Source organism: Quyinboa ferrireducens (genome assembly GCF_042436675.1).
Lineage (GTDB): Bacteria > Bacteroidota > Bacteroidia > Bacteroidales > UBA5342 > JBHJHP01.
The window spans coordinates 396,469-412,425 of sequence record NZ_JBHMVA010000001.1; the positions used below are offsets into that span (position 1 = coordinate 396,469).

Consider the following 15,957-nt stretch of genomic DNA (forward strand, 5'->3'; position numbering starts at 1 on the left):
ATTTTAATTCGGTTCACCGCTAAATGTAATCTGATTTGGGTATGTATTGTGAAATAACTGATTATCAATACGAATTTAGGTATTTTTTAGTTAACCTGATTCAGGGCACTATTATAATTCAAAGTATAAAAAACCCCGAAGGTGTGCTTCGGGGTTTATATTTGGTATTTTTATTTATTCAACCATAACTTTTGCCGTGGCTGTTTCTTTGGCTGTTTCAACCTTAACGATCCATAATCCGCGGTTAACTTCTAAACTGGCGTCTGAAGTCAGAATATAATCCTGAACCAGTGAACCATTCAGATTATACAGTTTAACGTGCGTTTCTGAAGTTACGTTTTTTACGTACAACCTGTTTTTTCCGGCATAGACTCCAATGGCAGCATTACCCTGAGGTGCGTCTATGGCAGTTTCGGTATCATTTGCAATAAGTTCCGGTAACGGATCCCAGTTATCACTGCCTTTTGTAAAGTTAAAGGTTGTAATATCGGTTCCATCTGTAAGTTGTGGTTGTGTCAAAACGGTTGACCAGCTTACCCTGTTGCCGGAATTATCCACTCCCGATTCCTCAACAGTACCATATTCATACATCTTAGTGGACTCACCACCCAGACTGCTTGACCATCCTGCAGGACTTATGAGAGACTGTCCTTCAGATCCGGGGAAATTGGATGTTTCAACAGTGGTATTGTAGAAGACAACCTCACTGGTTGTTGCCTGCCATGGCCTTCCGAAATAACCCGGTTTTGCCCGGTAAGTTGACGCGGATTCAGTTCCCGGTTCAGCCGATGTTACGGTACATTCGTACATCAGGTATCCTCTGCCACTGCTTTGTTGTGCAGCTGTCAGGTATGAGGCATCAGAAGAGGCATCACTGACATTCATTACGAGATCTGATTTATAGAATACAACGGTCATGGCGCCAAAGATGTAATCTACCGCACCCATCATGGCACCTTTGTACATCACAACTCTGGCAGGAGCAGCTCCATAGTAGGAATCCTGACGACCAACAATGCGGCATTTGTTCAGGATCACCTTGTCTGAACTTCCGGTGATGGCGATTGCTGCTGCACGTTCTACAAAACTTCTGTCCTGAACGGTTGTATTTCCGTAATCAGTTGGACGGGTTCCTTTGCCTCCAACTTCCCATTCAACCACAACATCCTCAGATTCTTTCTTCGAGATATACTGGTTATAGGAATTTTCGAAAATGATATGGTCTGCCTCAAATCCTTTGGCAGTAATAACAACAGTGGCATTCCAGTATGATCCGTTGGTAGTTCCTGCACCTTTATTTTCGTACGACAGATACCCATTTTCCTTATTAACACGCAGTATATCTGCATTCCATTTCTGATCGTTACCCATGCTGTAATAGTTGTAACCATGGCCATAATAAGACGTTACTCTGACCGCATTTTCTGAGATATCCACACCTTTGTTAAGGAGATCAATATCTGCATTATCTGATGCATTGTTGAGCGATACATTTGGCACGTCAACCACAAGCATTTCCTCATAATCCCCCGGATCAACCATAATAGTTACGCGTTCATCATTGGGTCGGTTCATTTTACGCAAGGCAGCCAGGGCTTCATTAATAGTTTGGTAGTCTTTATCGGTTCCAACGGTAATAACTTCCTTATAATCTACTATGTTACCTATTTCAATGTTAGTAATATATGTTGTTCCTGCGTTTGAACCTATGGTTATGGTTACAAAACCGTCTTCTGTTCCCTGATAAGTATAATCTGCAAATTCAAACGTGCTTGTGCTACTGCTGGATGTTGTATAAGGCCCATCTCCTTCTATTGTAAAGTCAGCCGAATAATAAAAAGTAACCCTTATTTTGTCGTCGGCTTTAACTGGCACCTTAATCGTTGCATCAGGTTTTGTGGCGAGATGACCTTTGGCCACTTCGTTGTAAACATCACCTGTAAACAATAAACCCTTGTAGGATGGGTCTCCGTTTGAAATCACCTTATCATCGAAAGACCAGTTTGTTACAGGGTTGAACACCAGGTCTTTGGATACATCTGCACCATTTACTGTCAGATTGGATGTCATTCGGAGTTCAATAGGATAATCATCCACTCCACTGTAAGAAATGGAATATGTTCCGTCACGCAGAGCTATACCATCAACAGAAGCAAAATCATATACATAACCTTCTTCATTCAAATTAGTGAATGTAAGATTAAGTGCGGATTGTTGTTCAGTTGTTAATCCGGTTGCATTAATCGTTACGTTATAAACCGGTTTGGCTTCAAATACGATATCTGCAGTTGTACCGGCATTTCCGATGGTTATGGTGTTTGATGGGATATAAAAATCATTCACTCCGGCAGCGGAGATGGTATATTCCACATTCGGTTCAAGATCAACAGAGTAGGTTCCTGCACCTGCATCAACTACCGGATCAGGCGTAAAGATTGTTCCTGCAGTCGGATCTGGTGTATATGTCAGCGAAAGATTATTTATAAGGTCGCCAAGGCCTGTAACAGAACCACTAACCGTATAAAGCTCCACTTTAGAAATGGTCACGTTGTTGGTTGTAGTTGCTTCTGTTACACTGATTACATTTGCACTGCTAATCACAAAACCATTGGCATTAACAAGGCTCAAATTATAATCGTAACCTATTGGCAGATCAACAGTATAGTCGCCGCCGTTCATGGTAGCTGACCACACCTTGCCGGCTTCATTTGTAAACTGAATGGCGTAGTCACCAGGAATTCCGGTGGCGGCACTCACATCAATAGTTCCGGAAACTGTACTGTATTCTGCATCCTGCCTGTAAATCCGGTAATAACTTGGTTTATCACTGCTATCAAAGATATGGTAGGTTCCTGCATACTTTGCTACGAATTTAACTTCCTGGGTAGTTGTGCCGTTTGTTGTAACCATAGTTACATCATCCTGTAAATCAGGATCACCAACATACTGGAAGTGTATTTCACCTCCACCGTTCTGGGCAATCATGTACAAGGTTACCATATCATCTTCGCTCAGGGTCAGGCTCATAAATCTTCCCGTCGCCGCACCGGAATTCACATAAACGCGCCCGGTATAATCAGTTACGCTGCTTAGGTTTTCATCGTACCGGGTCAGATTGGTGTTTGATGTTCTGAGCCTGTCATTGCTGCCTCCTGTCCAGCTTAAGACTCCTGCAGAGAAGCTTGGCAGTACATTACCAGAACTACCGGTAGCAATAGATTCATTATACCATGAGTTAATTACATCAACAGTCAGGTTGTTGTTATATGTATTTTCATCCAGTTGCTCTGCACCAAAATCCCAAACGTCTATTTTTCCGGTTTGAACAATTTCTGCTGCATTTTCAACGTTCATGCCGTGGATGTAGACAGAACCTCCGCTTGACAATGTTGCTGTAATAACTCCGGCCGCTCCGGTATATGCAAAACTAACCGCATAAGCATCTGTCCCTCCGTTATTGTCTGCAGCACAGGTTCCCAGTTCGGTTCCTTCAGAATCTGTGAATGTAAACGTTGAATTATCGGCACTGTACTCGCAGGTAACAAATGTTATAATAGCATTACCCGCTACTGAAATATCAAATGTATTACCTGAATAAACAACCACGCCGTGTGTTGCATCGTGATACCAAAATTGTTGTCCACTATTTTTATTGATAGTGAGAAATCCATCGTTCGTTGTAAAATTATCGTATTTGGTATCTGTATTTTGTGGCATTTCGCTTCCATCAGCGAAACTGTAGGTATAAGTTGTTCCGGCAGTTTGACCGAATAAAATACTTACACTACATACCAGGGCAAAGAGTAAGTAAAAAGTTTTTTTCATAATACAATTTTTAAAGTTAGTAATTCAAATTAAGCTAGCATGTAAATTTACGTGATTGGAACAAAACAGAGTAGCATTAAATCCTTTATAAGAGGTAAGTAAGTATCAAATTACAGGGTCGTTTGTAACATGGATTTAAAAAAATGCAATATTCTTATCAGAAATGGGAATGATGTTTGTTTTGTTCCGTTATTTTTGAAGTGCAAAAAGACTATTATGAGTGAAAACGTACCTTTAGCAGAACTGGACCAGAGGATGGAAGCATTCCGTCGGATTATGAGCCGAAACTATCCTGACTGGCAAACAGCAGTAATATTCAGTAAAATAAACCTGTTATACTTTACAGGATCAATGCCTGAAGGTATGTTGATTATTGAACGTGAAAACGGAGCTACGCTTTGGGCCAGACGTAGTTATGACCGTACTGTACAGGAGTCGGAATTTCGCGACATAAAGCCAATGAACAGCTACCGGGATGCCGCGCAGTCGTACCGAAAACTTTCGGAAGATGTTTATCTGGAAACGGAATATGTACCCTTGGCAATGTTCCAACGGTTTCAAAAACATTTTTCGTTTAAATCCTTTAAACCCCTCGATTTCCAGATAGCGATGACCCGTGCAGTAAAAAGTGAATGGGAACTGGCTTTTATGGAAAAAGCCGGAGCTATTCATCAACGTGTCTCGGAAGAATTTGTACCCGGATTGTTACGTGAGGGCATGACTGAAGCCGATCTGGCCGGTGAATTATACCAGGTTATGGTGCGTGAAGGGCATCAGGGAACTGCCCGTTTTGCCATGCACGATACGGAAATTATTGTGGCTCAGCTCGGATTTGGTGACAGTTCGTTATATCCCACTAATTTTGACGGACCCGGAGGAAACCGCGGATTAAGTGCTGCCGTTCCGGGACTTGGAAGCCGTACCCGTAAGTTAAAGAAAGGCGACCTGGTTTTTGTGGACATGGGAATGGGAGTGAATGGCTATCATTCCGATAAAACCATGACCTATATGTTCGGGAAATCATTGCCTGATGAAGTTATTGCTGTTCATCAACAGTGTGTGGATATTCAGAACCGGATTGCTGAGATGCTGAAACCGGGGAATACCCCGGAGCAGATTTATGAAAGCATCATGGAAGGTTTAAGCCCTGAATTTCAACAAAATTTTATGGGTTATGGAAACCGGCAGGTTAAGTTTCTGGGGCACGGTATTGGGCTCACAGTGGATGAATTACCGGTACTGGCCAAAGGATTTAAAGACCCGCTAAAAGAGAACATGGTGTTTGCCGTGGAGCCTAAAAAGGGCATAGAAGGAATTGGGATGGTGGGAATTGAAAACACATTTGTTGTTACACATGTTGGTGGACGTTGTATTACGGGAACCAATCCGGGACTTATACTGGTTGAATAACAACTGCGGATTAACGTATATCTGGGGTTGATTATTTTCAATATCTGTTAAACTTCCTTCTTCGACTTTTGTGCTGTAAAATATTAGACAGTTAGATTGTCATGCTTTATTTTGAGCCCAAATTCCTGTTATACTATCCTTTTTTTAGATTTCAAACCAGGACGCACATTTTTAATTTCCACTAATGTGTCAAAAACTGATACATGAACGTGTAAAATATATTGACACATCGCAATCATTGATAATGTGTAATATTTTGTTAGTTAGTTAATTATGTAATAACGGCATAGGTTTTGGTTCAGGGTACATAAAAATTCTTCTTATGGGAATGGATAGACAAATAAAGAAGCAAAGCTGGTTACGGAAAAACTATATTCTTGTGATTGTAGGAACGGCTTTCCTCGTTTTTATACTGGCGACCACAGTATTTGGTGATCACCGGTCCACTTTTAAAGTGGATATGGATAAGCTATCGGTTGGAGAGGTTGTCAGGGATACCTTTCAGGACTATATCAGCATTACCGGTGTTGCTGAACCGATAAGAACGGTAAGCCTTCATCCTTTGGTAGGTGGACAGGTAAAGGAAAAACTTCATGAAGAAGGTGATGAAGTAAAGGCCGGGGATATAATCCTGACCATGACAAATCCCGAACTGGAGCAGTCCATCATTGATATGCGTTCGGAACTGGATCAGGAGCGCATTAATGTGCAGCAAAGCAAGATAAATGAAGAAAAGAACAGGGCTGGTTTTAAAAGCCAGATTATGGAAATTGAGTTTTCTGTCAACAATGAGCGACGCAATTACGAAGAAAAGAAGTATGAATACGAACAGGGGATGATCCCTCAAAATGCGTTTTTAATGGCCAAGGAATCTTATGAATTTACCCTTAAAAAGCGTGATATTCAAATTGAAAATCTGCACAGGGACTCCTTGTTGAGCGTACTGAACATAAAACGAATGGAAAATAACCTGGAAAGAAACGAGGCAAAATTCCGGATTGAACAAAGAAAGCTGGACGATCTGAATGTAAAGGCACCGGTAGCCGGCAGACTTAGTTCTCTTATAAATGTTGAGATTGGAGGACAGCTTGGGAAAAACTCTGGAATAGGATATATCAGAGACCTTTCGGAGTTAAAGATATTAGCCAATATTGATCAGTATTATACAGGAAGGGTATCACGGCATTTGCAGGCAACCTGCTCCATAGAAAATAAGGATTATGATCTTTACGTGGATAAGGTTTCATTTGAGGTCAACGGTGGGCGGTTCGAAACCGAATTACTTTTTACAGACCACATGCCGGATTTGATTCGTGTGGGTCAGACCTATCACATAAAACTCAGACTCGGAGACTCTCAGGTCGGCATTTTAATACCACGTGGAGGCTTTTTTCAGAGTACGGGAGGCCGGTGGATATATGTAATAGATAAGTCGAATTCTTTCGCAGAAAAGCGGGTAATTCGCTTGGGGAGCAAAAACGATGACTATTATGAAGTTCTTGAGGGACTTGAGCCGGGAGAGAAAGTCATCGTTTCAGGTTATGATACGTTTGGAGATGCCGAAAAACTGGTTTTTAAATAGTCAGTGATGAAAATGAAATTTTATATAAGTATTGCCATTATCATGTGTTGTATGGTTTCTGTTTCAGCACAGGAAAAGGAGGAGACAGTGCTATCATTGGATCAGGTGATAGAATTGGCGCAGAAGCAATCCCTGGATGCTTTTATTCAGGAAAACATGTATTTGTCAAGCTGGTGGGAGTATAAAGCATTTAAAGCGCAACAGAGGCCATGGCTCGAACTGAATTCAAATCCTTTATCGTATAAAAACTCCATTGAAGCCATCACAGATAATACCGGGTCATATCTTAAACGCTCCGAAAAGCTTCAATCTGATGGTAGGTTATCATTGACTCAGAATATCATGACGACCGGAGGTGATATTTATATCAATTCCAGGTTGAGTCGTCTCGAAGATTATGCCAATAATGAAATAGGATATGGATATACCCCTTTTTCGGTTGGAATATCACAACCATTGTTTCAGTTTAATACGTTTAAATGGCAAAAAAAGATTGAACCGCTGAAATTTGAGATCGCAAAAAAGGAATATATTAAATCGGCTGAAGACATCGCCATGAAGGCCATCACGGTTTTTTTTAATTTTCTGGATGCGCAGATGTCATATAAAATTGCGGAGTTGAATAAACAGTCAGCCGATACCCTTTACTTTAAAAGCATGGGCCTGTTTGAGCGAGGAGCCATTGCCAGCATGGACCTAAAAAGGCTGGAGCTGAATAAACTCAATACGGAAAATGAATTTGAACGGTCAAAACTGCAACTTGAGAGATATAAGTTTGATCTGAAATCTTATTTAAGGATCTCTGAAAATATGGATCTGAGGCTTCTGGTACCGGATAGCGTTCCTGATCTGAATATCAATCCCGATGCTGCTTTAGCTAAAGCCACAGAGAACAATCCGGATGTTCTGGACTTCAAAAAGCGGTTGATAGAAGCCAACAGGGAAATAGCCCGGGCAAAGGGAACCAATGGCATTCAGTCTAACCTGAATGTTAATTTTGGCTGGAGTAAATCAGGGCAGAATCTCAACGAGGTGAATCATGATTTTGATTCTGACAGAGGAGTAGAATTAAGTCTGTATATCCCGATTGTGGATTGGGGCATGAGCCGTGGACGGAGAGAAATAGCAGAATCCAATAAAAAAGTTACTGCTGCCCGGGTTGAAATAGAGCAGATAAATTTTGAACATGATGTTCTGATGAGTGCCATGGAGTTTAATATGCAGGAAGCACTCCTGGTTAATGCAAGAAAAGCCAATGCTATTTCAGAAAAGACCTACAAGACCGTGGAAGAACGTTTTTTGTCAGGGAAAGTTAATTTGGAAACCCTTTACGCAGCACGTAACGAAAGAGACAATGCCTTAAGGAGTGTATACAACAGGATAAGGCAGTACTGGAGTTATTATTACTATATGCGCAGCATAACCTTATTTGATTTTCAGATGAAACAAAGCCTTTCCAATGATTTTGACAATAGATTTGGCTTGCAATAGAGAATTTTAATTTGTCCTACGGTTATCGTTTACGTTCATCCCGGATTGGCTTAATAAGCTAATTGCTGTTAAATAAGTGGATTGAATGCATAAAAATTCCCAACTTTGTGCATTCATTTAAATTTCCAGAAATGCGTGCCGGCCATCTTATTCAGATTTTCAGCGTTTTCATGTTTTCATGTTTGATAACCTCATGCCATTTTAAAGGTAAAAACGAAGATCAGAATTATCCGCTTCAAAAAACGGATTCATGCGTACAACATCCGGCTCACAGCTATGAAATATTTATTCCTGAGCACAAAAATCCGGATCAGAAATTGCCATTACTGGTAGCTGTTGATGCACATGGATCGGGTCAAACTGCGGTAACGCATTTGAAAGAAGCTGTTACAAGTTTTCCTGCTGTTTTGGTGGCATCCAACCTTATACAGAATAGCGATCCAAACTTTATTAAGGAACTAGATGAACTTATTGCTGATGTAAAAAAACGCTATCCTGTAAATGATCAGGTTTATCTAACCGGATTCTCAGGAGGCGCACGAATGGTGCTTGGATATGCCATGAACCATCCGGTGAATGGTGTTTTGGCTTGTGGTGCATTCTCCGGAACTGATCAGCTTTCAGCTATTAAATGTTCGGTTATGGGGCTGCTGGGAATGACCGATTTTAATTTTCTGGAAACAGTTCAGTACATTTTTGACCCGGCAAAATTGCCTGACAATGCACACGTTGAGTTGATCAACGGATCGCATGAATGGCCTGATAGTAGTAAGTTAACCAATAGCTGGGGTTGGTTTTGGTTACAGGATCAAAACATTGATGAAGCCACAAAGGTTAAGTTATATGTGGATGAACAAAAAGCACGCATTGATTCATTAACGGATGGGGGGCAGTATTTGCAGGCAGCCTGTATAAGCCGGAATATGGGATTTGTTGAAGCATTTGAAAAAATATTTTCCTTTCGTGAGAAGACACGGGAAATAACTTACTCCAAAGATTACAGCAATCAATTGAGTAAGCTTTCTGATGTATTGCGTTTCGAAGTAGGAAAGCGTCAGGAATATAGTCAGGCTTTGTTGGAAAAGGATTCGACATGGTGGAAAAAGGAGATTGATGATTTAAACAATCATGTGGATCGTGAACCGGATGAAATGAAACAAATGGCTTACGCACGCTTGAAAAGCTTTCTGGGCATTGCGTGTTATTCCTATGCCAGCCGTTTTGTTGTTCAAAAGAATATTGCGGACCTTGAACAGATTTTAATGGTGTATCGGTTGGCTGAACCAAACAATGCAGATCTGAAACGTTTCAATAAATTTCTCACCGAGTTAAGAGGGCAATAATCAGATTGCCATAAAGATGAAGTTAACATCTTCGCTAACCCCTGTAATACTCAAATATTGCTTAGTTTTGCTGCCAGGGAAGGGATTGAGTCCCGAATATGTAATCAAACATGTTGTTTGCTAAATGAACCAGGTAGATCCAAAATGTTTTGCCGTGCTTTGCTTATGAACATATAATTCATAAATTTTGAACACCATGAAACGACAAAACATTTTACTCAGCATTTTGCTCTTCAAACTAATCTTTTTTTCTGCTAAACTGTTGGCAGAAAACCCGGAAGGACGGTTTCACATCAACGAAGGCGATTGGTTCGAAATGCAGGTTGATCTTCCGCTGAATTATTCGGATAAAAGCGGGTCACCTCTCAACTTTTTTAAAGAAGCCGGAAAAACAGAGTTATCCGTATTACTGCATTACCAATTGCAAAAGCAGCGTTCAAACGGCAACCAGATTTACAACGTATCCATTCAAAGAATTCAAAGCAAAGTATATGCTTCCAGTTTTAACACCTGGTTGGGCTACGATTCTTACTATCCTCCTTACCGGGATAATGTTAAGTCGGTAATACCATTCATTCAGTCTGAACTGGAGGTAACTCCCGACGGCAATATTATCCGCTTTGATTCAATTTCCGGATATGCTCCTAAATTTAAACTTACGGAAATCAGTCCCAAAGTAAAAAACAAGATTGGAATCTCATTTAACTTTAAGCTTCCAACGCAGTTGATCGAATTGTTTTCAGGTTTCACTACATTTTTACCTCCAAAATCAGGCCTTAAAACAATGACAATACTTAACAGTGAGCAAAAAATTGAAACCAATGACTATCGCGAAACAGAATTCTATAGCGTATATAAGGTAACATCAAACGATACCGTTACTACAGAAGTCAAATATTTAAAAAAAGAAGAGATTCTTATTTCGGATCAGATAGGCAGATTGGTAAATGCATCTTTCCCAATCCCAGCCAACAGCATCATCAAAGGGAAACTTGCGGATCTGGCTAACCGGAAAATAACAATTAGCCTTGAAGGAGACAGAGATGAGGCATATTTCAAAAAAAGGCATTTTGACACCGGTGAAGATGGCTCTTTTAGTTGCCCTGTATTTTTAAACGAACCGCTTTATTTGAAGATAGACATTGGAAGCAAAACGATAAGTTCCTTCTTCGTGCCCGGCGACACACTGGAAATTCTGGATATACCATCAAAGGTGGAAAGGGTTTCAATCAGAGGTACGCTTTACGACCAGCCCACAGAACCTGGCCATTTGTTTAATGCAATCAACTTTAGGGGCAAAGCGGCTTATAATGCTAATTTATCGGTGGAAATGGATGAGTGGATGACATACATGCCCCTGCCTAAAAATGTCCGGGCTTATTCAACCTACCATGAAACGATCACAAAAAACATTAGATACCTTCTAAACCTGTACAGTAAAAAGGCGACCAAAGAATGTGTCGATTATTTCAGGTCAAAGTGGAATTATTATCTGGCAGCAGATAAATTATATTTTAGAGAAGAAAACGAGACGATACTCTATGAAGATATGTTTTCATCCCATAAAGCTTCAGAGAAAGAAGTTTTTGACTTTCCCGCCGGTTTCTTTTTAGAAGTAGATACATTGCCCACTTTGATGTATCCCTATAAATGGTGTAAATACTACCAAAGCTTCCTTCACTACGCATTTGATTTTAAGAAACAACGCCTGGAAATGTCGGTTGGAGGACAAAACAATGACTTTTATGGGAACTACTATTTTGCCAGGGCATCCCTAAAAGGTTACCCGCTTTATACTGCCCTTTATAAAGCTTTTGATAAGGAATTAAGAGGTGGCTTTGCATCAGCTTCAGGAATTGAACCTTTTTACCAGGATTTTATCAATAATTGCAAGGACCCTTTGCTGACCGAGCCACTGGAACAAGTACATAAAACAGTTTCGGAACTGGCTCCGGGCAAAGCATTCCCGGTACAATCATTCATACTGAAAGACAGTACTGTCTTTAACCTTGCACAGTACAAAGGAAAACCCGTTTGTTTGGTTGTTATGCGCTCTGAGAAAAGAATGATCAGCTACTATAAAAAAGAAATGGATAAGTTTATGCCTGACGAGGTGGAATTCATATTTGTTTCACTTCCAAATACATATTCAGATAAAAGTCCTGCTGCTGACTCCATAAAGGCTATGCCCAACGTAAAGGTTATAGACGTGATGGAGCAGGATTTAGGAAGCAAACTTTTAAAAACAAATCAGGATAAAATATTTGTACTTGATAAATGGCTACGAATTGTGGATGACGATGTAAAAAGTCCGCTAAACTATATTGGAAACAAGGCTTTGGAAGAAGCCATACGAAAGGCCATCGACGCCAACCGATACACAAAGACAGAAAAGGCCTCATTTTATAAAACCGCAGGGTGGAGCTTAGGCTCCATCCTTTTCACACTTTTCATCGGTTTCTTGGTGTACCGGATGCGCATACGCAAAATACGGCGTCAGGAAGCCCTGAAACGACAAATTAAGGAGTTGGAAATTAAGGCTATTCGCTCGCAAATGAACCCGCATTTTGTTTTCAATGCGCTCAATTCCATCCAATCACTCGTAAACAGTTCCCAATATAAAGAAACCAACATTTACCTGGCTAAATTTTCGGTATTAATGCGTAGTGTCCTCAATAACTCGGAACGTAGCATGGTAAGCCTGTCCGAAGAGTTGGAAGCCGTGAAACTGTATTGCGAACTGGAACAATTGCGCTTCGAATTTGAGCTGAGCATTGAGGTCTCATCCGATATCAACAGTGACCTGATTGAAATACCCGGGATGATCATCCAGCCTCTGGCAGAAAACGCAGTCGTACATGGGTTATCGTCACTCGGTGGAAAGGGAAAGCTTAGCATTAAAGTAGATCGGTGCAAGTACAAAATCTGCGTTTATGTAACAGACAACGGAACCGGCCTGTCGCAACAAAAGGAGGACAAACTGAGCCAAAAAGGCTTTGGATTAAAACTTGTACAGGAACGCCTGGCTATTTTAAACCACACAAACAAACAGGCCCGACTGACGGTGGAAAATAACAGTGAAAAAGCCGGAACAACTGCTACTCTAATAATACCGGTTGATTAAATTTAAAGACATACAAATGAGCATTAAAAGCATTATAGTTGACGATGAACCAAAAAGCAGGAGAAACCTGCGCGACCTGCTTACTGAATATTGCAAACAGGTAGAAATTATTGGCGAAGCAGCATCGGCTCCCGAAGCGTTGAAATTGCTGCAACAAACACAGCCTGATTTATTGTTCCTCGACATTGAAATGCCGGGCGGTTCGGGTTTCGACCTGCTAAAATCACTAAATGACCAGTTTTTCGAAGTGATTTTTGTTACAGCATTCGACAAATACGGCATTCAGGCTGTAAAGTTTTGTGCCATCGACTACATACTTAAGCCCATTGATATATTTGAACTTTCGAAGGCAGTTGAAAAGGCTTCAACTCAGATTAACCGAAAAAAAGAAAACCAGCGCCTGGCAGAACTTGTAGCCAACATTGACCGCGCTGACGAAGAAAAACGCCTGGCCCTTCCCTTATCCGAGAAAATTGAATTTGTTGTGATCAAACACATTATCCGCATGGAGGCCGATGGCAATTATACGCGTATTTTTATTGAAGGCAACAAAGAATATATGGTATGCAAAACGCTGAAAGAATACCATGAAATACTTGAGGCCTACGGCTTTTTGCGAACCCACCAGTCTCACCTTATCAACTGCCAAAAGATATCAGCCTACGTAAAATCCGATGGAGGCTATATTTTAATGGAAGGTGGGGATAATGTTCCCATCTCGCGCCAAAAAAGAGAAGAAGTGCTGAAAAGAATACTTTGAAATACCAAACACCACTTTCAGAATATACATAAGAATTTGAAGCTTAAATTGTAATAAAATAAGCGGTTCGTATAAACAGAACAGGCATAATACTTGTTATTGCAATTGTTTTTTCAAAATGAGTCATAACGATATTTATCAGCTTTTTGATGACAAATTTGACTAATTTTGTGTTTTTTAAGGATCAAATAATTAGTTTGACAATCTCAGAATTGAAATGCTACACAGAAGTCCCGTAACTTTCGCACGAATTAATTATGTATAATTTCAATATATTATCATGAAACACATATTCTATTTGCTGGCAGTTTCGCTCTTGGTATTTACAGCGTCCTGTACAGGTACTAAATCAACAAAAAATGATGAAATGAAGGATAATCCTTTACTCAGTTCGAGTGACCTTCCGTATGGTGCACCGGATTTTACAAAGATTAAAAATGAAGACTTTCAGCCCGCCATTGAACAGGGAATGAAAGAACAGATGGAGGAGATTAATGCAATCGCCAACAGCAAAGAAGAGCCAACATTTGATAATACATTTGTAGCTCTTGAAAAAAGCGGACAAACACTGCATCGTGCGTATGGTGTTTTTAGTTTGTTGGCAGGAGCCAATACCAATCCGGATATACAGCGTATTGAAGAGGAGGAGGCACCGAAGCTGGCAGCCCATTCGGATGCAATATTTTTGAATGATAAACTTTTTAAGCGGGTTAAAAAAATCTATAATGAACGCGAAAGTCTTAATCTGGACCCTGAATCAAAAAGGCTTGTAGAATACTACTATCAGAGGTTTGAACTGGCGGGAGCTAATCTTTCAGATGAGCAAAAGGCAGAACTTAAAAAACTGAATGGCGAGGAGGCAACATTAAGCGCGAAGTTCAGCAATAAATTAATCGCCGCAGCAAAAGCAGGAGCATTGGTTGTGGATGATAAAACTCAGTTGGCTGGATTATCGGATGCAGAACTGGAGGCTGCAGCAAATCGAGCAAAGGATGCCGAAAAAGACGGAAAATATTTAATTCCGCTTCAGAATACAACGCAGCAACCGGATCTGCAATACTTAAAGAACCGTGATACCAGACATAAGTTATTTGAAGCCTCGTGGAACAGGGCAGAAAAGAACGATAGCAACGATACAAGAGCTATCATCATACGTCTGGCTGAAATTCGGGCTCAACAGGCAAAAATACTTGGATTTAAAAATTATGCCGAATGGGCGCTTAAAGATCAAATGGCAAAAACACCGGAAGCTGTCAACAAGTTGCTGAACAGATTAACACCCGATGCCATGGCAAAGGCCAAGGTAGAAGCGGCAGACATACAGGCTTTGATCGACAAGCAGAAAGGTGGATTTAAACTGGAACCATGGGACTGGAATTTCTATTCGGAGCAGGTTCGCAAAGAAAAATACGATCTGGATGAAAGCCAGATAAAGCCCTATTTTGAGTTGAATAATGTTCTGGAGAACGGTGTTTTCTATGCGGCGACTCAATTGTACGGAATTACATTTAAAGAGCGTAAAGATATTCCTGTTTACCAGGATGATGTTCGCACGTTTGAATTGTTTAACGAAGATGGTTCATCCATTGGACTGTTCTACTGCGATTATTACAAACGCGACAATAAATCTGGCGGTGCATGGATGGGAAACATTACTGAGCAGTCTAAGTTGTTGGGCGACAAACCGGTGATTTACAACGTTTGTAACTTCACCAAACCGGCTCCGGGTCAGCCTGCACTAATTAGCTACGATGATGTAACCACGATGTTCCATGAGTTTGGGCATGCCCTGCACGGATTTTTTGCTGACGAAGAATATCCAAGTATTTCAGGAACCAACGTTTCCCGTGATTTTGTAGAACTTCCATCACAGTTTAATGAGCACTGGGCATTATATCCGAGCGTGTTTGCACATTATGCCAAACATTATAAAACCGGTGAACCGATGCCGGAATCGCTCGTTAATAAGATTAAAAAATCTGTAACATTTAACCAGGGCTATGCCTTTACCGAGTTACTGGAGGCATCAAAACTGGATATGGCCTGGCACACGATCAGTGCAGGACAAAAAATTGAAGATGCCGATGCATTTGAATTGAACGCCTTAAAGGAAGCAGGTGCTTATATGAAAGAAGTACCGCCACGTTACCGTTCAAGCTACTTTCTGCACATTTGGGGGAATGGCTATTCGGCAGGTTATTATGCCTATACCTGGGCTGCCATGCTGGATAATGATGCCTTTGAATGGTTCAAGGAAAACGGTGGATTGACCCGTGAAAACGGACAACGTTTCCGTGATATGATCCTGTCACGTGGCAACTCAGAGGACCTTGAAAAGATGTATAAGGATTTCAGAGGTAAAGATCCGGAAATTGAGCCTTTGTTAAAATCAAGGGGTTTATTATAAAACTTTAATCAGTTT

8 protein-coding genes are annotated in these 15,957 nt (G+C 40.7%); 7 read left to right on the forward strand and 1 reads right to left on the reverse strand.

What is annotated here, in order from left to right:
* Window positions 1-174: 174 nt before the first annotated feature.
* Window positions 175-3,825 carry a pectinesterase family protein gene (locus ACE01N_RS01550; protein ID WP_380584126.1) on the reverse strand — a complete coding sequence of 1,217 codons (3,651 nt, stop codon included), beginning with the start codon at window positions 3,823-3,825 and terminating at the stop codon, window positions 175-177.
* 216 nt (window positions 3,826-4,041) lie between these two features.
* On the opposite strand from ACE01N_RS01550, the gene ACE01N_RS01555 reads away from it, so the two are divergent.
* The 7 genes from ACE01N_RS01555 (at window position 4,042) to dcp (ending at window position 15,942) form a co-directional block, all read left to right on the forward strand.
* Window positions 4,042-5,235, forward strand: coding sequence for a M24 family metallopeptidase (locus tag ACE01N_RS01555; RefSeq protein WP_380584128.1), 1,194 nt, complete (start codon window positions 4,042-4,044; stop codon window positions 5,233-5,235).
* 328 nt (window positions 5,236-5,563) lie between these two features.
* Entirely contained in the window at window positions 5,564-6,817 is a 1,254-nt protein-coding gene (locus tag ACE01N_RS01560; RefSeq protein WP_380584130.1) for an efflux RND transporter periplasmic adaptor subunit, read from the forward strand.
* 6 nt (window positions 6,818-6,823) lie between these two features.
* Window positions 6,824-8,308 (forward strand): TolC family protein, encoded by a 1,485-nt coding sequence (locus ACE01N_RS01565; RefSeq protein WP_380584132.1) that lies wholly within the window; start codon window positions 6,824-6,826, stop codon window positions 8,306-8,308.
* A gap of 107 nt (window positions 8,309-8,415) precedes the next feature.
* Window positions 8,416-9,651, forward strand: a complete 1,236-nt coding sequence (locus ACE01N_RS01570) for a hypothetical protein (protein WP_380584134.1) — start codon at window positions 8,416-8,418, stop codon at window positions 9,649-9,651.
* 196 nt (window positions 9,652-9,847) lie between these two features.
* Window positions 9,848-12,775: a sensor histidine kinase gene (locus ACE01N_RS01575; protein WP_380584136.1), complete on the forward strand. Its 2,928-nt coding sequence runs from the start codon at window positions 9,848-9,850 to the stop codon at window positions 12,773-12,775.
* A 16-nt stretch (window positions 12,776-12,791) separates the two neighbouring features.
* The gene (locus ACE01N_RS01580) at window positions 12,792-13,535 is read left to right on the forward strand and encodes a LytR/AlgR family response regulator transcription factor (protein WP_375720055.1); all 744 of its coding nucleotides are present in this window, start codon (window positions 12,792-12,794) and stop codon (window positions 13,533-13,535) included.
* Window positions 13,536-13,815: 280 nt separating this feature from the next.
* Window positions 13,816-15,942 (forward strand): peptidyl-dipeptidase Dcp, encoded by a 2,127-nt coding sequence (dcp, locus tag ACE01N_RS01585; RefSeq protein ID WP_380584138.1) that lies wholly within the window; start codon window positions 13,816-13,818, stop codon window positions 15,940-15,942.
* The last annotated feature ends 15 nt before the right edge of the window (window positions 15,943-15,957 follow it).

Bases quoted from the DNA above. Each gene is read 5' to 3' on its own strand.
- ACE01N_RS01575 (WP_380584136.1), top strand. From the start codon at position 9,848: ATGAAACGACAAAACATTTTACTCAGCATTTTGCTCTTCAAACTAATC.
- dcp (WP_380584138.1), top strand. From the start codon at position 13,816: ATGAAACACATATTCTATTTGCTGGCAGTTTCGCTCTTGGTATTTACA.
- ACE01N_RS01560 (WP_380584130.1), top strand. From the start codon at position 5,564: ATGGATAGACAAATAAAGAAGCAAAGCTGGTTACGGAAAAACTATATT.
- ACE01N_RS01565 (WP_380584132.1), top strand. From the start codon at position 6,824: ATGAAAATGAAATTTTATATAAGTATTGCCATTATCATGTGTTGTATG.
- ACE01N_RS01550 (WP_380584126.1), bottom strand. From the start codon at position 3,825: ATGAAAAAAACTTTTTACTTACTCTTTGCCCTGGTATGTAGTGTAAGT.
- ACE01N_RS01555 (WP_380584128.1), top strand. From the start codon at position 4,042: ATGAGTGAAAACGTACCTTTAGCAGAACTGGACCAGAGGATGGAAGCA.
- ACE01N_RS01580 (WP_375720055.1), top strand. From the start codon at position 12,792: ATGAGCATTAAAAGCATTATAGTTGACGATGAACCAAAAAGCAGGAGA.